Annotated in this window: 21 protein-coding genes and 1 tRNA gene; 6 read left to right on the forward strand and 16 right to left on the reverse strand. The window is 70.7% G+C overall.

The window, feature by feature from the left end; translation table 11 throughout:
- Nucleotides 1-23: 23 nt before the first annotated feature.
- Nucleotides 24-170: a hypothetical protein gene (locus tag VAB18032_RS32180; RefSeq protein ID WP_013735972.1), complete on the reverse strand. Its 147-nt coding sequence runs from the start codon at nt 168-170 to the stop codon at nt 24-26.
- A 658-nt stretch (nt 171-828) separates the two neighbouring features.
- Here VAB18032_RS32180 and VAB18032_RS26340 point away from each other — a divergent pair.
- Nucleotides 829-1,341 (forward strand): hypothetical protein, encoded by a 513-nt coding sequence (locus tag VAB18032_RS26340; protein WP_013735973.1) that lies wholly within the window; start codon nt 829-831, stop codon nt 1,339-1,341.
- A gap of 44 nt (nt 1,342-1,385) precedes the next feature.
- On the opposite strand, the gene VAB18032_RS33595 is transcribed toward VAB18032_RS26340, so the two are convergent.
- From VAB18032_RS33595 to VAB18032_RS26355, 3 genes are all read right to left on the reverse strand, one after another.
- A complete protein-coding gene (locus VAB18032_RS33595; RefSeq protein WP_415878007.1) occupies nt 1,386-1,676 on the reverse strand; it encodes a helix-turn-helix domain-containing protein in 291 nt (96 codons plus the stop codon).
- A 304-nt stretch (nt 1,677-1,980) separates the two neighbouring features.
- Complete coding sequence (locus VAB18032_RS26350; protein ID WP_148272340.1) at nt 1,981-2,850, reverse strand: TIR domain-containing protein; 870 nt, start codon at nt 2,848-2,850, stop codon at nt 1,981-1,983.
- A gap of 152 nt (nt 2,851-3,002) precedes the next feature.
- Nucleotides 3,003-3,086: transfer RNA gene (locus tag VAB18032_RS26355), tRNA-Tyr, on the reverse strand.
- A gap of 140 nt (nt 3,087-3,226) precedes the next feature.
- On the opposite strand from VAB18032_RS26355, the gene VAB18032_RS26360 reads away from it, so the two are divergent.
- Nucleotides 3,227-3,721, forward strand: coding sequence for a YajQ family cyclic di-GMP-binding protein (locus VAB18032_RS26360; RefSeq protein ID WP_013735976.1), 495 nt, complete (start codon nt 3,227-3,229; stop codon nt 3,719-3,721).
- A gap of 63 nt (nt 3,722-3,784) precedes the next feature.
- Here VAB18032_RS26360 and VAB18032_RS26365 read toward each other — a convergent pair whose 3' ends face one another.
- A complete protein-coding gene (locus VAB18032_RS26365; protein WP_043721971.1) occupies nt 3,785-4,984 on the reverse strand; it encodes a helix-turn-helix domain-containing protein in 1,200 nt (399 codons plus the stop codon).
- A gap of 214 nt (nt 4,985-5,198) precedes the next feature.
- On the opposite strand from VAB18032_RS26365, the gene VAB18032_RS26370 reads away from it, so the two are divergent.
- Nucleotides 5,199-5,420 (forward strand): winged helix-turn-helix domain-containing protein, encoded by a 222-nt coding sequence (locus VAB18032_RS26370; protein WP_013735978.1) that lies wholly within the window; start codon nt 5,199-5,201, stop codon nt 5,418-5,420.
- 64 nt (nt 5,421-5,484) lie between these two features.
- On the opposite strand, the gene VAB18032_RS26375 is transcribed toward VAB18032_RS26370, so the two are convergent.
- The 9 genes from VAB18032_RS26375 to VAB18032_RS26415 form a co-directional block, all read right to left on the reverse strand.
- Nucleotides 5,485-6,015, reverse strand: a complete 531-nt coding sequence (locus tag VAB18032_RS26375) for an orotate phosphoribosyltransferase (protein WP_013735979.1) — start codon at nt 6,013-6,015, stop codon at nt 5,485-5,487.
- Nucleotides 6,016-6,164: 149 nt separating this feature from the next.
- Nucleotides 6,165-7,424: an MFS transporter gene (locus tag VAB18032_RS26380; RefSeq protein WP_013735981.1), complete on the reverse strand. Its 1,260-nt coding sequence runs from the start codon at nt 7,422-7,424 to the stop codon at nt 6,165-6,167.
- 128 nt (nt 7,425-7,552) lie between these two features.
- Nucleotides 7,553-8,425: a zinc metalloprotease HtpX gene (gene htpX / locus VAB18032_RS26385; protein ID WP_013735982.1), complete on the reverse strand. Its 873-nt coding sequence runs from the start codon at nt 8,423-8,425 to the stop codon at nt 7,553-7,555.
- 139 nt (nt 8,426-8,564) lie between these two features.
- Nucleotides 8,565-10,058, reverse strand: a complete 1,494-nt coding sequence (locus VAB18032_RS26390; RefSeq protein ID WP_043721974.1) for an NADH-quinone oxidoreductase subunit N — start codon at nt 10,056-10,058, stop codon at nt 8,565-8,567.
- Between the two features lie 34 nt (nt 10,059-10,092).
- Complete coding sequence (locus VAB18032_RS26395) at nt 10,093-11,625, reverse strand: complex I subunit 4 family protein (RefSeq protein WP_013735984.1); 1,533 nt, start codon at nt 11,623-11,625, stop codon at nt 10,093-10,095.
- Between the two features lie 46 nt (nt 11,626-11,671).
- Complete coding sequence (locus tag VAB18032_RS26400) at nt 11,672-13,621, reverse strand: NADH-quinone oxidoreductase subunit 5 family protein (protein WP_013735985.1); 1,950 nt, start codon at nt 13,619-13,621, stop codon at nt 11,672-11,674.
- Entirely contained in the window at nt 13,618-13,974 is a 357-nt protein-coding gene (gene nuoK / locus VAB18032_RS26405; RefSeq protein ID WP_013735986.1) for an NADH-quinone oxidoreductase subunit NuoK, read from the reverse strand. The genes VAB18032_RS26400 and nuoK overlap by 4 nt, the downstream gene beginning before the upstream one ends.
- Nucleotides 13,971-14,585 (reverse strand): NADH-quinone oxidoreductase subunit J family protein, encoded by a 615-nt coding sequence (locus VAB18032_RS26410; RefSeq protein ID WP_013735987.1) that lies wholly within the window; start codon nt 14,583-14,585, stop codon nt 13,971-13,973. The genes nuoK and VAB18032_RS26410 overlap by 4 nt, the downstream gene beginning before the upstream one ends.
- Nucleotides 14,582-15,208, reverse strand: a complete 627-nt coding sequence (locus VAB18032_RS26415) for a NuoI/complex I 23 kDa subunit family protein (protein ID WP_013735988.1) — start codon at nt 15,206-15,208, stop codon at nt 14,582-14,584. Before VAB18032_RS26415 ends, VAB18032_RS26410 begins: the two co-directional genes overlap by 4 nt.
- A 185-nt stretch (nt 15,209-15,393) precedes the next feature.
- On the opposite strand from VAB18032_RS26415, the gene VAB18032_RS26420 reads away from it, so the two are divergent.
- Complete coding sequence (locus tag VAB18032_RS26420) at nt 15,394-15,969, forward strand: Uma2 family endonuclease (protein ID WP_013735989.1); 576 nt, start codon at nt 15,394-15,396, stop codon at nt 15,967-15,969.
- A gap of 131 nt (nt 15,970-16,100) precedes the next feature.
- Entirely contained in the window at nt 16,101-17,147 is a 1,047-nt protein-coding gene (locus VAB18032_RS26425) for a glutathione S-transferase family protein (RefSeq protein ID WP_013735990.1), read from the forward strand.
- A 319-nt stretch (nt 17,148-17,466) separates the two neighbouring features.
- Here the strand turns inward: VAB18032_RS26425 and VAB18032_RS26430 are convergent, their stop codons facing one another.
- Nucleotides 17,467-18,429, reverse strand: coding sequence for a complex I subunit 1/NuoH family protein (locus tag VAB18032_RS26430; protein WP_013735991.1), 963 nt, complete (start codon nt 18,427-18,429; stop codon nt 17,467-17,469).
- Nucleotides 18,429-19,232, reverse strand: a complete 804-nt coding sequence (locus VAB18032_RS26435; protein ID WP_013735992.1) for an NADH-quinone oxidoreductase subunit C — start codon at nt 19,230-19,232, stop codon at nt 18,429-18,431. Before VAB18032_RS26435 ends, VAB18032_RS26430 begins: the two co-directional genes overlap by 1 nt.
- Nucleotides 19,233-19,413: 181 nt before the next feature.
- Here VAB18032_RS26435 and VAB18032_RS26440 point away from each other — a divergent pair, with 181 nt between their 5' ends.
- A complete protein-coding gene (locus VAB18032_RS26440; protein WP_043721978.1) occupies nt 19,414-20,460 on the forward strand; it encodes a glucose 1-dehydrogenase in 1,047 nt (348 codons plus the stop codon).
- Nucleotides 20,461-20,480: the final 20 nt, after the last annotated feature.

Consider the following 20,480-nt stretch of genomic DNA (forward strand, 5'->3'; position numbering starts at 1 on the left):
CCCGAGTCAGGACGGGACGCGCGTCAGCGCACCTGCGTGCCCAACAGCGGCATCATCCATTCGATGCCGTGGGTCCGGACCTCGAACTCGCTGGCGACGCCGACCGCGACCACCAGGCCGGAGACGAGCAGAAGGGAGCCGAGTAGCCGGCCCAGACGGTGAGCAGACATGAGCGCTCCTGGCGGGGTGACGAATGTGCGTAACGGGGCTCTCCGATGGTGCCACAGCCAGCGGGGCGGTGGAAAGCTCGCAAACCCGATGTTGGTCGGGTTGCCGCTTGACATCAGCTGCACGTGCACCGCCGCACCACATCCGACCAGGTCAAGGCCACCCGGACGACAGCTAGCCGGAAGAACACGCTATCCGCGCATACACCACTTAGGTGGCTTAGCGGGTCTAGCGGACCAACCGCGCCACCCCTGCCGTCACTGGCCGGCAGCGTCCTATAACACCGCCGAAAGCACCCAGTCAACGCCCCCCGACGGCCGCCTCCCCGACCGCCGCCCGCACCACGACCAGAGTAGGCGCGACATACCAATTCAGTCACCCCCATGAATGGATGATTCAGCCAGTCAGTCCAGGACGACGCCCCCGAGACGGCCGCGAAACCTGCCGATGCCCAGCAAGGACCCCTCGCCCGCCGCTCGGAGCCCGCCGCCGCAGTGAAGTGTCGGATCACGCACGCCACCGACCATGGTCGCCACCAACAGACCGATGGCCGGAACTACGCGATGAGCACGACGGCCTGAACCGCCACAACTACCGGACGAGGAACCTACGAGTGGATATGCCAGTGACGTCAGGAACTTGCTGGCAGATCCTGTACGAGTGCACGATGCCCTCGCTCGCCTCCAGGACGCCGCCGCCCTGTGGAGCGTGAACCCGAGCACGGCGGCCGACGTGATCGACACTGCCTGCGACTGCCTCGTTGTCGGTATCGACAGTCCGACCCTTCGGATCATCGCGGGCATCTCGCCGACGAGAGGCAACGAAAGCGACGAGCTGCGGCGCTGGCTCGAAGGCGCCCTCGCGGAACTCTCGCTGAACTACTACCCGGCGGGCAGCCGAGAGGGCGAAGAGGCGGCACTCCGCGTCATGGCCCGCCGACTGCTCACACAGACCATCGCGCCCCGCGATCTGACATCCTGGGCGTACCGATTCGTCACCTGGGACGGCACTCCACTGGCAGCCGACCTGATCGCCCTCGACAACGCCTACGACTACGTCGACTCGGTCTACAACGGGCACCCGTACACCAGCACAACCAGCGCAGACCTCGACGCGGACGTCATGGCCGAAGCCCGCCGCCTCGTCGGCGACACCACAGCGCTGAGCTACTGAACGACGCTTCCGACTAACGCGTCAGCCCAAGCCCGGACTAACTGCTAATCCCGACCTGTCTCCCACAGAGACCGACCGTCCGCGCACTGCTCAGTCAGATACCGGCCCACCCACCGATGCACCGTCGACCGATGCACCCCGAAGCCGGCAGCCACCTCCATCACATCCGACCCGGCCAGCACCGCACGGACCGCGTCCAACCGCTGCTCGACAACCGACAAGACAACCAGCGCCAATCCCGGCCTCCCGAGTCCCGACGCCCCGCGGAGACGTCCGGCCCAGAGTGCCGAAACGGACCACTGTCGCAGATCACCTGGCGGACGCGTGTCGCACATCAGCCGACGGAGGACAACCAGTTGCCGAATAGCGTTGCCGAATTGGCCTCTATCAGATCAAGGCGGCCCGCAAGCGGGCCGCGCCGGCCCGGCCCCGGCCTGCTGGCGACCTCCGGCCGGCATCGGCCGGACCGGCCGGCCACGCTGACGGAAGACAAGACCTTGAAGACCTCGGGGCTCCGCCCCGAACCCCGGCCCTCCTCAGAGATGCCGCCACGGATCACCTCGCCGGGCACCACAAGGGCTACCAGCCTCCCCGGGCGGCTGGACGGTCTACGACTGCCCGACGAGGAGATCCGCACCTCTAGCCATTCGCCGTACCAACATCTTGAAGAGGGATGGTGCCGGCAACAGCATGCTCCTCGGGAGTCGGCCGCCGCAGATCACTTGCTCGCACTCTCTCCAGAACTTCACCGTTGTGGAGATAGAGCGTCAGCATGCCCTCGTTGGGTGCGCCAAAGGTGGCGACAGAAATGGCACGCGCTACACGACCAATGCCCCAACCCGGCACGAACACACGCATGCCGGTCCTGACCGGCGTCCCGTCTGCTAGCAGGATCTCCTGCGGCCGGAGTTCACCCTCAACGTTGCGAGCAGACTCGACTGAACGCTGCACCTCCCGCAGTCGCTCCAGGATCTCCCCGATCATGTCCTCCTGTGAGCGCTTCGCGGAGACCTCCGGCTGACCGAGTTCAGCCTCCTCGACGGCGGAAAGCTTCCTCAGGTAGTCATCCCAGTTCCGCTCGAAGGCCCGCTCAAGTCTTCCAGTGTCAAGCGGGGCAGAGCAGGCGGCATTCAACGAGGCAACCAAGCGGAACATGTCCTCACGGTCGGTGGCGACGGTTGCCTGGAACAGGGCCAGCGGTCCTGTGAGTTCGGACGGCTGAACTCCAAGCAGAACCGGACGTACTCGGGAGTCGTCGATTGACTTCGCCAACGCCCCTGCTTCGAAGTTCAACCAAGGCTCGCGAAGGTTGTCCGGCGTCACGCAGATGAGCCCTTGGCTCATCTCCCCCAGCTTGGCGCCGACCTCAATAGCCCAGCGCTGCCCCTTGTCGATGTCCTCGCTCGATATCCATGGTTGCACCTGTTGGATGATCTCAGGCAGCCAGTCACGCAAAGCCATCCCAAACCGTCTGCTCCGTGCCTTTGACCAGCTGATGAAGACCTTCACCGCCGCGCCTCCGAGATCATGTCCGGGACACCCCGCCGTGCCCGCTACGTGCCCGATCGGTCAGGCCGCCAGGGACAACGACGGTCAACAGCAGCAGGAGACGACGAAGGCCCCTGACTTGCGTTTTCGCAGGTCAGGGGCCTTTCGCTCCCTGGTGGCGGGTAGAGGATTCGAACCTCTGTAGCTTTCGCGACGGATTTACAGTCCGCTCCCATTGGCCGCTCGGGCAACCCGCCAGGGCACACCTCCGCACCGAGGTGCGGCGGCGGAAGCAAGGATAGCGGCTCCTCCCGGCCTGGGCGCAACCGGGTACCGTCAGGGGGTCGCACCCCTGGTCATCCAGGGGCAAACGATCACAAACAGCAGGAGTATGAGCATGGCAGCGAACCCGTCGTTCGACATCGTCAGCAAGGTTGACCGCCAGGAGGTCGACAACGCCCTTCGCCAGGCGGAGAAGGAGCTTGCGACGCGGTTCGACTTCCGGGGTACGGGTGCGGAGATCTCCTGGTCGGGCGAGGAGGCGATCAGCCTCCAGGCGGAGACCGAGGAGCGGGTGCAGGCCGCGCTGGAGGTCTTCAAGGAGAAGTTGATCAAACGGAACATCTCGCTGAAGTCGCTGGACGCCGGGGATCCTCGTTCGTCGGGCAAGATCTTCAAGATCGACGCCAAGGTGGTGCAGGGCATCGACCAGGAGAAGGCCAAGGCGATCAGCAAGAAGATCCGCGACGAGGGGCCGAAGGGCGTGCAGGCGCAGATCCAGGGCGACCAGCTGCGCGTCACAGGCAAGAAGAAGGACGACCTGCAGGCCGTCATCACGCTGCTCAAGGCGGAGGACTTCGGCGTCGCCCTCCAGTTCACCAACTACCGCTAGGCACGGATGCCAGCCGCCCTCTGCTGCCCCTGACAGCTGGCGTTCGGCTTACGGCTGAGCTGGTCAGGGGCAGAGCAGGCCGAGGGTGAGGGCGAGTTGGGTGATCGTGGTGGGGGCTTCCGGGTCACGGGCGACCTGGGCGACGGTGTCGCGGCCCGCTGGGCGGTGGCGTACCTCGGCCGGTGCGATGTGGTCGGCTTGCAGCAGGACGCGGGCCGCCGCGCTGGGGGCGCCAGCGTGCAGGTAGGCGCGTGCCGCGTCGATCAGGTGCGCGGCTCGACGTTCGACAGGTAGGCAGCGCCAGCCGTCGTACCCGATGATTTTCTGGTGTCGGGTGACGGCTTGCCGGGTGTCGCCGGCCTCGATGGCGGCGGCTGTCCGGGCCAGTTCGACGGTGGTCGGTCCGAAAGCGGTGTGGTGATGGTCCTGCCCGTCGCCCACTCGGGCGGCCATTTCCGCCGCCTCGTCCAGCAACCCGGCCGTCGCCCGCTCGTCGCCTGATCTGGCCGCCATCATCGCCGCCTCCAGCAGCAGGGTGCCGCACAGCGACAGCTCCTGGGGCGTACCGGCGTCGAGGTCGGGTGGTGCGGCCTGGTAGGCGGCGGCGAGCATCACCGACCTGGCCCGCGACGAGGCCGGCAGCGCCTGGCCGAGTTGCACCGCCGCGCACGCCACCAGCAGCTGGTCGCCGGTCGCGGCGGACATCGCCCGGTCCGCGGCCAGCCAGGCAAGGCTCCGCTCGCCCAGCTTGGCCAGCAGGGCCGCCGTGATCCGGTACGCCTCCACCAGCGCAGCCCGGCACGCCTGCGGTGCCTGCGCGGGAGCGCGGTGGACCTCGGTCAGCAGTGTCGGCAGCAGCTCGATCAGGTGTGGGTACCGGGCGTGCTGGTAGGTGCTCCAGGCGTGCGCAAGCTCCTGGTCCAGTCGCTGCGGCGACATCGGCGGCCGGCGACCGGGGGGACGGCCCGGTGATATCTCGTACGCGGACAGCGCCGTCCTGATCCGGGCGACGCCCTCGTTGCGGTCGACCAGTTCGGCGGGCTGCTCGTCGTGTCCAAGCAGAGTGGCGGCGTCGACGCGCAGGACGGCGGCGATATCGCGGATGGTCGACACCCGTTCCAGCGAGCGGACGCCACGCTCGACCTTGTCCACCCAGCTCTTCGACTTGCCCAGCCTGTCCGCGAACGTCTGCTGCGACAGCCTCCGCCGAACCCGCAGGTACGCCACCCGCCGACCGATCGGCACCGGGTCACCTCTGGTCACCGCGCCTCCCAACGACACATGCCAGGGAAGCCGTGGGCACTCGCTCCAGAACGGAGTACCCACGGCAGGGACCACCCGGCCGCCAAGCTGGATAGCCCTACGAGCAACTTAGGACGCAATGTACGCAGGGTCAAGAACTGACAGCACATAGCGTTGCAAGTTGGGGCTACCGCGTGGTCTGCTTGCACCAGCCGCCAAGCTGGGAGCACGACCAATGTCAGAAGCTGCGTACCTACAGGTCGCCCGGGACATCCGCGAGCAGGTCAGCTCCGGCCAACTGAAGCCGGGTGACAAGTTGCCGTCGTTCGCCTCCCTGTGCGACCAGTACAAGGTCAGCAACACGGTGATCCGCGCGGCAATGCTCATCCTTAAAGCCGAAGGGCTCATCGACGGCAGACAGGGCAAGGGCGTCTACATCGCAAACCCTCTCCCCTGACCGGCCGGCCACAGTCCAGGGCGTGCGACCGTCACGCGTCTTCTATCTCGACAGCCTGGCGGGCTCAGTGCCCTCCGTGTGCCCCGAGGTCGGCGCGCGTGAGCAGGGCGCGAAGGGCGATGCCCTCGGCCGCCAGTGCCTCGCTTCCGCCCTCCTGACGGTCGATCACACAGACGGCGGCGTCGACCCGGGCTCCCAGGCTCCTCAGATCCCTGGTCGACAGCACCACCTGCCCACCGGAGGTCACCACGTCCTCGACGACGAGCACCTGCCGATCCGCCACCTCTGCTCCCTCAGCCAGCCGAGCTGTTCCGTACGGCTTTGCGGTCTTCCGCACGAACGCGCAGGGCAGGCCGGTGTGTCGACCGAGTGCCGTCACGACGGCGATGCCTCCCATCTCCAGACCGGCCAGCACCTCGGTGCCGGCGGGCACCAGGGCGACCATCTGCTCCGCGAGCGCATCCAGCAGGACCGGGTCCGCCTCGAACTGGTACTTGTCGAAGTACTCGTTCGCCGTCCGCCCGGAGCGCAGGACGAATTCGCCGGTGAGGCGAGCCCTGGCATTGACCTGACGCGCGAGATCCTCAAGCTTCACGTGAGGAATCCTGGCACGCGACCCGTCAGCGGTTGAAGATCAACAGAAGCACGATGGTGCCGATGGCGCTGACCAGGAGCGAGCCGAGGCAGCCGAGGCGGTTCGAGAAGAAGGCGAACATGCCTCGGTGATACCCACCAGCGGCCCGGTCAGACCGGGGCGGGGGTTTCGACGCGTACGGTGGCGGCTTCTGCGCGGGCGATGGGGCCGGCGGGCAGGGCGGCGATGGCGGCCCCGGCGGCGACCGCCGCACCGGCGAACAGGAACGCCCAGGGCACCCCACCTGCATGGTCGACGATCAGGCCGGCCACCGCGCCACCGGCGGCGCTCGCCCCGACGGACATGGTGACCACCCAGGTGTACGCCTCGTTCAGCATGCCGGTCGGCGAGATCCGCCCGACCAGGGTGTTCTCCAGGGTCAGGGCCGGCGCGATGGTGGCCCCACCGACCACCAGGGCGGTGCCGAGCGCCAAGGGGGTGGGCATCACGGCGAAGACGGCGAAGCTGCCCGCCACGGCGGCGAGCAGCCAGGCGAACTGTCGGGTCATGTTGCGAGCCGGGCGGCGGATCCCGAACCAGAAGCCACCGACGGCGCTGCCGACGCCCCAGACGGCCAGGAGTACGCCGGCCAGGCTGTCCGGGTCGTCGGGGGTGTAGCGGGTGGCGAAGGCGGGCACCGTCACGCCGGCCGCGCCGAAGGCGATGCCGAGGCTGGCCACGCAGAGCAGCAGGGCCGGGAATCCGGGGACCCGCAGCGGGCCGAGGCCCCGGGTGTGGTGCTCCCCTGCGTGCCGCTGCCAGCCGCGCATGGTCTGGCCGAGCGCCACGGCCACGGTGCCGACCAGGGTCACCACCGCCGAGCCGATCAGGGCGGCCCCGGCGTCGGCGAACACGACAAAGCCGGCGACCAGCAGTGGGCCGAGCACGAAGACGACTTCGAAGAGGGTGGTCTCGGCGGCCAGGGCGGTGTTGCGCAGGTGGTACCGGCCGGAGGCGACGCTTGTCAGGTCGTTCCACGCGCCGCGGATCGCGGCGGTCAGCGGCGGGTAGGAGGCGCCGGCCAGGGCGGCGGCCACCAGGACCAGGGCGAAGGGTGTCTGCTCGGAGCGGGCCGCCCAGAGCAGGCCGATCAGGGCCAACGGGTGGGCGACCGCGGTGCCGATCAGGACCGGGGTGGGGCCGATGCGGTCGGCGATCCGCCCGGCCACCGGGCTGAGCGCGGCACCGGCGAGGGCGTAGCAGCCGCCGGCGAGGGCGGCAAGTGAGTAGCGGCCGGTGACCTGCTCGATGACGAGCAGCAGCGCCAGCGGGGTCATGCCGATCCCGAGCCGCCCGATGATGCCGGTGATCAGCAGCGTCGGTGCCCCCGGAAGCTGCCAGACACCCAGGTAACGGCGCAGACCAGCCACCGACGAACCTCCACGTGTGTAATGAGCGATAGCGGCTTAGACCCTAACGCTGCCCGGGTGACCCGCAACCGAACAGGGTGCCGCCCGCACCGGTGGACCCGGCGCGGGCGGCGAAGGATAGGTGCTGGTCAGCGCTGGTAGCGGACCGGTCCCGTGTTGCGCGCCATCTGCTCCAGCCGGGCGACGCGCTGTTCCATCGGCGGGTGGGTGGCGAACAGCGCCGCGACTCCACCCCCCTTGAACGGGTTGGCGATCATCAGGTGCGCGGTGCTGGTGAGCTGCCCCTCGGCCGGCAGCGGCCGACGCTGGGCACCCATGTGAATCTTCCGCAGCGCGCTGGCCAGGGCCAGCGGGTCACGGGTGAGTTCGGCGCCGGAGGCGTCCGCCTGGAACTCCCGGCTGCGGCTGATCGCCAGCTGGATGATGCTGGCCGCGATCGGGCCCAGGATGATGGTGAGCAGCAGCACGATCGGGTTAGGGCCGTCCTCGTCGTTGCCGCCGAGCGGGATGAACAGGGCGAGGTTGGCCACCATGGTGATGATGCCGGCAAGGCCGGCCGCCACGCTGGAGATCAGGATGTCCCGGTTGTAGACGTGGGACAGCTCGTGCCCGATGACGCCCCGCAACTCCCGGTAGTCGAGCAGTTCGACGATCCCCTGGGTCACGCAGACCGCCGCGTTCTGCGGGTTACGACCCGTGGCGAACGCATTGGGCTGGGCGGTCGGGCTGATGTAGAGGCGGGGCATGGGCTGCCGTGCCTCGGCCGCCAACTCCCGCACCATGTGGTACAGCTCGGGGAACTGTGCCTCGCTGACCGGTTGTGCCCGCATCGAGCGAAGCGCCAGCTTGTCGGAGTAGAAGTAGGTGACGCCGTTCATCACCAGCGAGATGACGACGGCGATGACCAGGCCGCCACTGCCGCCGAACCAGTAGCCCACCGCCAGGATCAGCGAGGTGAGCAGGCCGAGCAGCGCGGCGGTCTTCAGACCGTTGTGGTGCACGAATCACTCCTTCGGTGCACGGATGCGTGGATCCGTCGACCGGTACAACAACCCGGTACCCGTCAACCATCCGTCTCATGACTGAGAGTTACCTGAGTGACAGTCATGTTGGGGAATGAACCGGCAGGTCAGGCCGGATTCAGCTCCCGGCGAGGTCGAGCACCAGTTGCGGTGCGAAGCCGACGATCACGGCGATCGCGGTCGCCACGGCCAGCGCGGCCACCACCACCCGGGCCGGTCGGATCGCCCCGACAGGCGCGTCACCGGCCGGGGCACTGCCTGCCGGGGCGCTGTCGGTCGGGGTGTAGAGCAGCGCGGCGAAGCGCAGGTAGTAGGCCAGGCCGATGACCGCGTTCAGCGCCACCAGCAGGGCGAGCCAGGCCGCGTCGCCGCCGAGCAGCGACCGCACCACCGTCACCTTGGCGAACAGCCCGGCCAGCCCCGGTGGCAGACCGGCCAGCCCGATCAGCGCGAACGCCAGGCCCGCGCCGACCCAGGGATGCCGCCGGGCCGCGCCGCGCAGGTCGTCGAGGCGTCCGCCGTCCGCGCCGGCCGGGCGCAGCGCCACCACCCCGGCGAAGGCGGCCAACTCCAACAACACGAAGAAGACGGCGTACGCCAGGGCAGCGGCGTACGCGGTGGAACGGGCGTCGACGTCGGCCAGGGCGAGGGCGCCGAGGGGGGCCAGGATGTAGCCCGCCTGGGCCACCGAGGACCAGGCCAGCAGCCGCACCGTACGCCGCTGACGCAGGGCCACCAGGTTGCCCACGGTCATGGTCAGCGCGGCGACCAGGGCCAGCACCGGCCCCGCGACGCTCAGCGGCAGCGCGTGCTGCACCACGGCCAGCAGGGCGACCACCCCGCCGAGCTTCGACGCCGTCGACAGGTACGCGGCCACCGGCAGCGGTGCCCCGTCGTAGGTGGCCGGGGCCCAGGCGTGGAACGGCACCGCCGCCACCTTGAACGCCAGCCCGGCCAGCACCAACGTCACCGCGACCGTGGTCAGCGGCAGGTCCAGCAGGTCCGAGCGGTCGGCCAGGATCGCGCCCAGCCGTTCCAGGTGCAGGCTGCCGGTGACCGCGTAGAGCAGCGCCGCACCGAGCAGGGTGAGCGTGGTGGCCACCACGCTGACCACGAAGAAGGTGACCGCCGCCTCGGCGCTGGCCAGGCTCCCCCGGCGTAGCCCGACCAGGATGTACAGCGGCAGGGTCAGGGCCTCCACCGCCACGATCAGGGTGATCAGGTCGCCGGCCGCGCCGAGCACCACGCCACCGGTCATCGAGCAGGCGAGCAGGAAGCAGAACTCCCCCACCGGGGTCACGCCGTCGCGCAGCAGCGGCCCGGACAACGCCAACACCCCGAGCGCCAGCAGCGCCACCAGCCCGGCCACCAGCGCGGCCCGCCCACCGAAGACGTACGAGCAGTCGGCCCCGACGCAGAAGGTACGGCGTTCGGCTCCGGCACCGACCGCCACGGCCGCGACGAGGGTGGCGAGTGCACCGGTGGCCGCCGCGACGATCGTCGCCGTCCTGCGGGCCAGCACCAGGTCGACCAGGAGCGCCAGCACGGCCGTCCCGGCGGCCAGGTACGCCGGCAGCAGCGCCACACTGTCGACGCTCTGCACCCTGCTCACGGCTGCCTCCCGTCGGCGCGGTCGCGGGTCGTCGTCATCGCAGGACCTCCACCAGGGCCGTCACCGGTGCCTCGGCGACGCCCAGCACCAGGGTCGGTGCCAGCCCGACGGCCAGCGCGAGCAGCACCAGCGGCGCCCAGGCGGCCACCTCGGCCCCGGCCAGCCCTGGTTTCAGCCCGGCCACCGCAGGCGTCGCACGGCCGTGGGTGACCTGCCGCAACAGCCGCAGCAGATACGCCGCCGTCAACGCACCACCGAACGCGGCAAGCACCGCCAGGGTGATCCACAGCGCGCCGCCCACCTCGACGGCGGCCACCACGGCGAACGCCTCACCCCAGAACCCGGCCAGGCCGGGCAGCCCCAGCGAGGCGACCGCCGCGAAGGCGAGCAGCCCGGACAGCCGGGGCGCGGTCTCCCGCAACCCGGACAGTTCGCGCAGCGCCCCGGTGTGGGTCCGGTCCTTGATCGCTCCGGCGAGGAAGAACAGCAGGCCGGTGATGATGCCGTGCGCGACGTTGCCGATCAGCGCCGCCTGGATGCCGGTGGCGGTCAGCGTGGCGATCCCGAGCAGCACGAAGCCCATGTGCCCCACGCTGGAGTACGCGATGAGCCGTTTCAGCTCGGTCTGCGCCAGACACACGAGTGATCCGATCAGGATCGCCGCGACGGCGAGGACGCCCAGCACCGGTGCCGCCCAGCGGGCCCCTTCCGGGGCCACCCCGACGGCCACCCGGATCAGGCCGTACGTGCCCATCTTGAGCAGCACCCCGGCGAGCAGCACGCTGCCGACGGTGGGGGCCTGGGTGTGCGCGTCGGGCAGCCAGGAGTGCAGCGGCCAGAGCGGACTCTTCACCGCGAAGGCCACCGCGAGCAGCGTGAACGCGGCCAGTTGGGTGCCCCGGGCCAGTCCGTTGCCGCCGGTCAGCGCGACGATGTCGGCGGTACCGGCGGCGGCCACCACCACGTAGACCCCGACCAGCAGCAGCACCGACCCGAACAGGGTGTACAGGGCGAACTTGCGGGCCGCCCGACGCCGTGCCGCCACCGCCGCCGGGTCGGTGCCGTCGCCGCCCCAGCCGACGATGATCGCGTACATCGGCAGCAGGACGATCTCGAAGAAGAGGAAGAACAGCACCAGGTCCAGGGCGAGGAAGGTGCCCAGGATGCCCACCTCGACCACCAGCAGCAGCGCCACCAGGGCGCGCCCGCTGCCACCGGCCGGCACCCGCCAGCAGGTGTACCCGCAGCAGAGCAGGGTGAGCAGGGCGGTCAGCACCACAAGTGGCCAGGAGATGCCGTCCACCCCGAGGTGGAAACGCAGGTCCAGGCCCGGCACCCAGGGCAGGTCGAGGGCGTGCCAGGGGCGTACCGCCGGCGTGGTCGCCGCGTAGGCGGTCCAGCTGCCGGCCCGGTCGACGGCCAGCGCCAGCGCCGCGACCAGGGTCAGCGCGGCGGCCACCGTACCGGCCACCCGCGCGGGCAGGTCGCGGGGGAGCGCCGCCACCGCCAGGGCACCGAGCGCCGGCAGCGCGAGGACCGCGACCAGCAGGAACTCACCGAAGCTCATCAGCAAGCTCCGATCCGCGATGTGACCCGCGATGCGCTGCGGCTCATCACATTGCTCCGATCAGGGTGGCGGCCAGGGCGATCAGCAACGCACCGGCGAGCACCGCGACGACGGCTCGGGGCAGCGCGGAGCGGTGCAGGGTGGCCAGCCCGCCGCCGAGGGCACCCGCACCCCGGCCGGTGCCGGTGACCGCGCCGTCGACGACCCGCTCGTCGGCGACGCGTGCCGCCCGGGCGAGCGCGGTCGTGGGGCGTACCACAAGGGTGTGCTGGACGTCGTCGAGGCGGAACGCGCGGGCGAAGACCGGCCGCAGCGGACCCAGCGCCGCCGCCGGATCGGCGGCGGTGTCCCGCCGCCAACCGGCCCCGGCCAGGCCCGCCCCGAGCAGCAGCAACGCCAGGGGCAGCAGGACGGTCGGGGTGAGGTGGATCAGCCCGTCCGGCGGCATCAGATCCGACACCCCCTCGGCGTCGGACGGCGTCGTGCGTTGCAGCTGGGTGGCGAACCAGCCGGGGAAGCCGGCCAGGCCGAGCAGGGCCGCCGGCACCGCCAACGCCAGCACCGGCCAGCGCAGCAGCGCAGGCGGGTCGTGCGGGTGGGTCAGCGGGGTGCGGGTCGTGCCGAAGAAGGTACGCAGCAGCAGCCGGGTGGCGTACCAGGCGGTGACGGCGACACCGACCAGCCCGGCCAGCCAGACCAGCCAGCCCACCCAGGCCGGGGCCGCGCCGTCGCCGTGCAGGGCGGCACCCTCGGCGGCGGCGAGCACGCCCTCCTTGCTCCAGAAGCCGGAGAGCGGGGGTACGCCGGCCAGCGCGCCCAGCCCGATCAGCGTGCACCAGAAGGTGACAGGCATGCTGTGCCGCAGCCCGCCCATCCGGGACATCGCCGCGGTGCCGACAGCATGGATCACCACACCGGCGGCGAGGAACAGCAGCGCCTTGAACGCGGCGTGGGTGAGCAGGTGGAACAGCGCGGCGGGCGGCGAGCCGACGGCCAGCGCACCGGTCATGTAGCCGAGTTGGGAGACCGTCGACCAGGCGAGCACCCGTTTGATGTCGTCCTGCGCGGTGGCGGCGAACGCGCCGAGCAGCAGCGTCACCGACGCCATCACCCCGAGCACCGCCAGCACGGTGGGGGTGGCCTCGAACAGCGGCCACAGCCGGGTGAGTGCGTACACCCCGGCGGCCACCATGGTGGCGGCGTGGATCAGCGCGGAGATCGGGGTGGGGCCGGCCATCGCGTCCGGCAGCCAGGTGTGCAGCGGGAACTGGGCGCTCTTGCCGGCCACCCCGGCGAGCAGCAGCAGACCCGCGGCGGTCAGCGTGCCGGTGCCGTGGTCGTGGGCGAGCACGTCGGCGATGCGGAAGCTGCCCGCCGAGACCCCGAGCAGCGCGATGCCGAGCAGGAACCCGACGTCGCCGACCCGGGTCACCAGGAACGCCTTCTGCGCGGCGGCCGGTGCCTGCGGCAGCCACCGGTCATGGGCGATCAGCAGGTACGAGCAGATGCCCATCACCTCCCAGCCGACCAGCAGCATGATCAGATCCCCGGAGACCACCACCAGCAGCATGGCGGCGGTGAAGAGGCTGATCTGTGCCGCGTACGGCGGGTAGCGGTGGTCGACGTCAGTGTCGTCGTGCGGCCCCCGCGTGAGATAGCCGACCGAGTAGACCTGCACGGCCAGGGCCACGGCGGCAACCGCCACGGCGACCAGGGCGGCGGCGCCGTCGAGGCGTACCCCGAGGGTGACGGTGAGCTCGCCGAAGCGGATCCAGGTGGTCGAGGACTCCGTCGGGGCGTCCAGAGTGACGAGCAGCGCCACCGCCAGCACCAGCGCACCCGCCGCGCCGGCCACACCGAGGGCGATCGCCGCGCGCCGGGAGGTGTCCCGGTCGGTGGTCGCGCCCCGTGCGGCCGGTGGCAGCAGCAGACCGACCAGACCGGCGACCAGCGGTACGACCGGCAGCAGCGCGCCCAGCAGCGTCGTGGTGCTCACCGCTGACCCTCCAACGGCACCTTGTCCATCGGCACCTCGTCCGTTGGCACCGTGTCCAGCGGCACCTCGTCGACGGCGACGCTGGCCCGCATCCGGTAGAGCTGGAGCACGATCGCCAGCCCCACCCCGATCTCGGCCGCGGCCAGCACGATCACGAAGAGCGCGAAGACCTGGCCGCTGTGCGGCAGCAGCGCCCGGGTCGTGGTGTCGGCGGTGATCAGGATCAGGTTCACCGCGTTGAGCATCAACTCGACACCCATCAGCACCAGCACGGCGTTGCGTCGCCGCAGTACGCCGTACACACCGAGGCCGAACAGCAGCGCGGCGGTGACGTACGGGATGACCGGTCTCACCGGGCCCCTCCCTCGCCACCCGAGCCGGCCCGCTCGGCCGGCTCGTCCCCGGATGTGCGGTCTTCCGGTGTGCGGTCTCCCGGTGTGCGGTCCCGCGCAGCGCGGTCCCCCGGTGTGCGGCCGATGTCGGGGCGGGACAGCACGATCGCGCCGACCAGCGCCGACAGCAGCAGGATCGACAGCACCTCGAAGGGCAGCACCCAACTGGCGAAGACCTGCTCGCCGATGCGCTCGGCGGTGCCCGCCTCGGGCAGCTCCACAGTTGTCCAGCGGAACGCGTCGATCAGCAGGGCGGCCAGCCCCAACCCGACCCCGCCGCCGATCAGCGCGGCCGGCCACCCCGGACGGTCCAGATCGTCCGAGGCACCGATCGGCGCCCGGGTGAGCATCACCGCGAACAGCAGCAGCACCACCACCGCGCCCACGTAGATCAGCACCTGCACCCAGGCCACCAGCTCGGCGGTGAGCACCAGATACATGCCCGCCACGGCACCGAGACAGACCACCAGGTAGAGCCCGGCGCGGACCAGGTGCCGGGTCGACACCACCAACACCCCGGACCCGACGGCCACCGCGCCCAGGGCGAGCAGCAGCACGTCCACGCCGGTCACTCGGAAGCACCTTCCCCGTCGCCGGGCGCAGCCGTACCGCCGGATGCCGGCTCGGGGCGTACCGGCGGGGCGGTCGGCCGGGCGGCGGACGCGGCGGGGATCGCGGCCTTGCGCGCGGCGGCGGTCTCCTCCTTGGCCGGCTCACCGTTCGGATCATGTGCCGGTGGCGGCGGTACGGTCGCCATCCACTCGCCGAGATGATCCTTGTCGTGCAGCAGGTCCTTGATGTCGTACTCGGCGTACTCGAACTCGGGCGACCAGTAGAGCGCGTCGAACGGGCAGACCTCGATGCAGATGCCGCAGTACATGCAGAGCGAGAAGTCGATGTCGAACCGGTCGAGCACGTTGCGCTGGCGAGGGCGGGCGGCGCCGGGCACCGCCACCTCCTCCTTGTGCGAGTCGATGTAGATGCACCAGTCCGGACACTCGCGGGAGCAGAGCATGCAGACCGTGCAGTTCTCCTCCAGCAGGGCGATCACCCCACGTGAGCGGGGCGGCAGCTCGGGGGCGACGTCCGGGTACTGCTGGGTGGTGGAGCGCTTCGTCATCGTCTTGAGCGTGACCGCCAGCCCCTTGACCAGCCCGCTGCCCGGCACACCCGCCGGCTCGCTTCGCTCGCTCATGCCGACACTCCGCTGCGCTCCGTGTCGTCACGAGGCACCAATGCGCCGAGCCGATGATTCGCTCGCTGACGCTCGCTCATGTCGACCATCCTGCCCTGTGGGCACGGCGCGCGCGACCACCACCCGGGCTCTGCCGGTTGTACCGTGACCACGGGGAGAACGACACATCGGAAAGGACCCGTCAGATGACCGCCGCGCTGCACGACGACCAACCGCCGTCGGGCGAGTGGACGACGGACGACCTCGACGCCCTGCCCGACGACGGCCGCCGCCGCGAACTGCTCGATGGAGTGCTGCTCGTGTCCCCCTCCCCCACCGCCGCCCACCAGACCATCGCCATGCGACTCGGCGTCGCGCTCGAAGCGGAGTGCCCCGACGAGTACGAGGTCACCCAGGGTGTCGAGGTACGGATCGATCGCACCCGTTCCTTCGTCCCGGACGTCCTGGTCATCACCGCACCGGCGGCACAACGCCGACCCGCGCGGTACGAGCCGCACGAGGTGGTGCTCGCCGTCGAGATCGTCTCGCCGAGCACCCGCTCGATCGACCGGGTCCTCAAGCCGGCGCTGTACGCCCAGGCCGGCATCCCCTACTACTGGCGGATCGAGACCGATCCGGCCGGTCTCGTGGTTCACACCCACCGGATCGATCCGGTGCACGAGGTCTACACCGAGACCGGACGGTGGACCAAGTTCGTCGACACCGGCGAGCCATTTTCGGTGAACCTGTCCGTGGCCCAGTTGACACCCCGATACCTCTGATCGGCCCGACGGGTATCGCACGGTGGTTCCCGCGCTTCCGCTCGATCACCGCCCCTTCTGCCGGGCCAGCGGTCGCAGTGTCAGCCATGATGGGACCGGCATGGCAGGCGGCGTGGGCGAGGAGCAGGGCGATGACGGCAGACAACGGCGTGGGCCAGAGACAGACCGGCGGGAAGTACGTGGAGCCGGGCGGGGAGTTCAACCGGGACCAGAACTACATCACCACCCGGATCACCGCGGACGGGCGGGACGGCTATCCGGTCGAGCCCGGACGCTATCGGCTGGTGGTGAGTCGCGCCTGCCCGTGGGCGAACCGGCTGATCATCGTACGGCGGTTGCTGGGTCTTGAGGACGTCCTGTCGATGGGCGTCACCGGACCGACCCACGACGCACGGAGCTGGACCTTCGACCTGGACCCGGGCGGCCGGGACCCGGTGCTCGGCATCGAACGCATCCAGGAGGCGTACTTCGCCCGCTACCCCGACTATCCGCGCGGCATCACCGTGCCGGCGATCGTCGACGTGCCGACCGGGCAGGTGGTCACCAACGACTACGCCCAGATGAGCCTGGACCTGTCCACCGAGTGGACCGCCTACCAGCGACCCGGTGCCCCGGACCTGTATCCCGAGCACCTGCGGGCCGAGATCGACGAGGTCAACGCGGTGGTCTTCCGGGACGTCAACAACGGCGTGTACAAGTGCGGCTTCGCCGGCAGCCAGGAGGCGTACGACAAGGCGTACCACCGGCTGTTCGACCGGCTGGACTGGCTCAGCGACCGGCTCGCCGGGCAGCGTTACCTGGTCGGCGACACCATCACCGAGGCGGACGTGCGGCTGTTCACCACGCTTGTGCGCTTCGATCCGGTGTACCACGGCCACTTCAAGTGCAACCGGCAGAAGCTCAGCGAGATGCCGGTGCTGTGGGCGTACGCCCGAGACCTGTTCACCACCCCCGGCTTCGGCGACACTGTCGACTTCGACCACGTCAAGCGGCACTACTACGAGGTGCACCGGGACATCAACCCGACCGGGGTGGTGCCGCTGGGCCCCGACCTGTCGAACTGGCTCACCCCGCACGACCGCGAAGCTCTCGGCGGCCGCCCCTTCGGCAACGGCACACCCCCACCACCCCCCTCCCCCACCGAACAGGTCAACCCCGCCCACACCCCCCTGCACTAACCCCGACCCCGCGCACAGCCCACGCTCGGCGCTCGGCGCTCGGGCCCACACTCCACACCCCATGCTCGCGCCACCCCAGGCACGCGCCGCCCCGGTCCCGCGCCGCCCCGGTCCCGCGCCGCCCCCGGTCCCGCGCCGCCCCCGGTCCCGCGATCTTGCACTTCTCGTCGCCGCGAAAGGCGCATAAGCCGCATAGCAGCGACCAAAAGTGCAAGATCGCGGGACCGGGGGCGGCCCGAGGCCGGGGGCGGGGCGGGGCGGGGCGGGGCGTGAGAGTTCGCGGGGTGTGCGGGGACGCCCTGGGGTGGGGGTGGTGGGTTTAGAGGGCTAGGCGGACGGCGGCGGTGAGGACCAGTTGGGCCAGGGCGGTGGGGACGAGGATCAGCCAGCAGAGGCGTTGGAGTTGGTCCTCGCGGAGGCGGGGATAGGAGACCCGCAGCCAGATGATCACGAAGCTGACGGCGGCGATCTTGAGTAGCGTCCAGAGCCAGCCGAGCTGGGCGTCGGCGAACGGGCCCTGCCAGCCACCGAGGAACAGCACGGTGGTCAGCGCGGCGATCACCACGATGCCGACGTACTCGGCGAGCAGCAGGAATGCGAAGCGCAGGCCGGTGTACTCGGTCATGTAGCCGAAGACCAGTTCCGAGTCGGCCACCGGCATGTCGAACGGCGGCCGGCGGATCTCGGCCAGCCCGGCAAGGAAGAAGACCACCATCGCGGGCGCCTGCCAGATCAGCCACCACGGCTGCCAGGCCTCGACGATGCCGGAGAGGCTCAGCGTCCCGGCTGCCATTGCCACCGAGGCGGCGGCCAGCACCAGCGGCAGTTCGTAACCGAGCAGTTGGGCGGCGCCGCGTACCCCGCCGAGCAGGCTGTACTTGTTGGCCGACGCCCACGCGGACATCAGCACGGCGAGCACGCCCACGCCGACCACCGCGAGCACGAAGAACAGACCGACGTCGAGCGGCTGCCCCACCAGATCGTTCGGGCCGAGCGGGATGACCAGCAGGGCCAGCAGGTACGGCACCAGGGCCACCGCCGGCGCCAGCCGGAACACCGGCCGGTCCGCGGCACGCGGGGTGACGTCCTCCTTCTGTACGAACTTCACCCCGTCCGCGACGAGCTGCGCCCAGCCGTGGAACCCGCCCGCGTACATCGGGCCGAGCCGGCCCTGCATGTGCGCCATCACCTTGTGTTCGGCCTGTCCGACCAGCAGCGGCAGCACGAGGAAGGCGACGAGCACGCCGCCGATCCGGATCACCAGTTCCAGCCACAGTGGCATCAGGGCGTACCCCCCTCGTCTGGTTGCCCGCCCTCGACGTGGGTCGCCGGGCCGTCGCCCGCCGGAGCGGGGGTCGCGCCAGCCTCGGGGGAGGCCGGGGCACCGGGGGTGGGAGGGGTACGGGGGGTGCGTGCGCCCGGGGCCGGACGGGCCGGTCGTTCCCGGGCGGGTCGAGCCGGGGTGCCGCCGCGCGGTCCCTCTCCGGCACCACCGGCACCGGCCGGGGTCGGGGTGGTGCCCCACTCCCCCGGGGTGGGTACGCCGGGTGGCCGGATAGGTCGACGGCCACCTCCCGCCTCGGACTCGCCCGGTTCCTTCGCGCCGGGCCAGGGCTTGGCGACCCGGGAGGCGAGCACGAACTCCTTGCGCAGCGGATGGCCCTCGAACTCCGGTGGCAGCAGCAGCGGGCGCAGGTCGTCGTGTCCGGCGAAGTCGATGCCGAACATCTCGTGGGTCTCCCGCTCGTGCCAGGCCGCGCCGGGATAGACCGACACCACCGAGTCGATCGTCGGTGTCGCCCGGGGCACCCGTGCCCGCAGCAGCAGACCGTGCCGGTGCGTGGTCGACCAGAGGTGGACCACCACGTCGAAGCCTTCGGCCAGCTCGTCGACGGCGGAGAGCCAGTCGAAGAAGTCGCAGGCCAGCTCGGCGTCGTCCCGCGCCGCCAGCAGCGCCGCCCGCCACCGGAAAGCAGGTACGTCGACGGTGGCCCGCGCATGCGCCTGACCTCCGGAGACCGTCGCGGTGGCCTCGACGGGTGCAAGCAGCGCGACGAGCCGCCGGCCGGCCTCTTCCGGTGTCATGCAGCTGATCCTATGGCCGCACCCGGCGTGCCGCGCTGCCCCGGTGCGACACCACCACCAACCGCGGTGCGACGCCACCGCCAAACCACGGTGCGACGTGGACGACAAGGCAGGGCACGCGGCCGGGTGGCAATCCCGGCTTTTCCGGCGGGGTGCGGCGGCTGCCGACCAGGATGGGGGCGTGCGCGCTGTGACTGTCATTCCAGGGGTACCCGGCTCGCTGCGGTTGCTCGACGACTACCCGGAGCCGACCACGGAGGAGGGGTCGATCCTGGTGGAGGCGGTCGCGGTGGGGGTCTGCGGCACCGACCTCGAAATCATCGAGGGCAAGTACGGTGAGGCCCCACCCGGCACGGATCATCTGGTGCTCGGACACGAGTCGCTGGGCCGGGTGATCGAGGACCCGACCGGCACCCTGCAAGCCGGCGACCTGGTGGCCGGGATCGTCAGGCATCCCGACCCGGTGCCCTGCCCGAACTGCGCGGTCGACGAGTGGGACATGTGCCGCAACGACATGTTCACCGAGCACGGCATCAAGGCGTTGCCCGGCTTCGCCCGGCAACGCTGGCGGGTCCAGCCCCGGTTCGCTGTCGGGCTGGACCCCGCCTTGGGCGAGGTGGGCGTGCTGCTCGAACCGACGAGCGTGGTGGTCAAGGCGTGGGACCACATCTTCCGCATCGGGCAGCGGGCGGAGTGGCAGCCACGTACGGCGTTGATCACCGGGGCCGGCCCGATCGGCCTGCTGGCCGCCCTGCTGGCCAGTCAGCGCGGCCTCTCCGTACACGTGCTCGACCTGGCCACCGACGGGCCGAAGCCGGCGTTGGCGGGTGCGCTCGGCGCCACCTACCACGCGGGCTCGATCGACAAGCTCGACTTCGAACCGGACGTCATCGTCGAGTGCACCGGCGCACCGGCGGTCGTCCTCGAAGCGATGTACAAGGTCGCGCCCACCGGGATCGTCTGCCTGGCCGGGGTCTCCAGCGGCGGCCGGACCGTCGACCTCGACGCCGGTTCGCTCAACCGCACCCTGGTCCTGGAGAACAACGTGGTGTTCGGCTCGGTCAACGCCAACCGGCGGCACTGGGACGAGGCCGCCAAGGCGCTGTCCCGCGCCGACCGGTCGTGGCTGGCCTCGCTGATCACCCGGCGGGTGCCGCTGTCCGAGTACGCCGCCGCGTACTCCCCCGGCCCGCAGGACATCAAGGTGGTCCTCGACTTCACCGCCTGACCCGCCGACCGGGGGAGGAC

It is taken from the genome of Micromonospora maris AB-18-032, assembly GCF_000204155.1.
GTDB lineage: Bacteria > Actinomycetota > Actinomycetes > Mycobacteriales > Micromonosporaceae > Micromonospora > Micromonospora gifhornensis.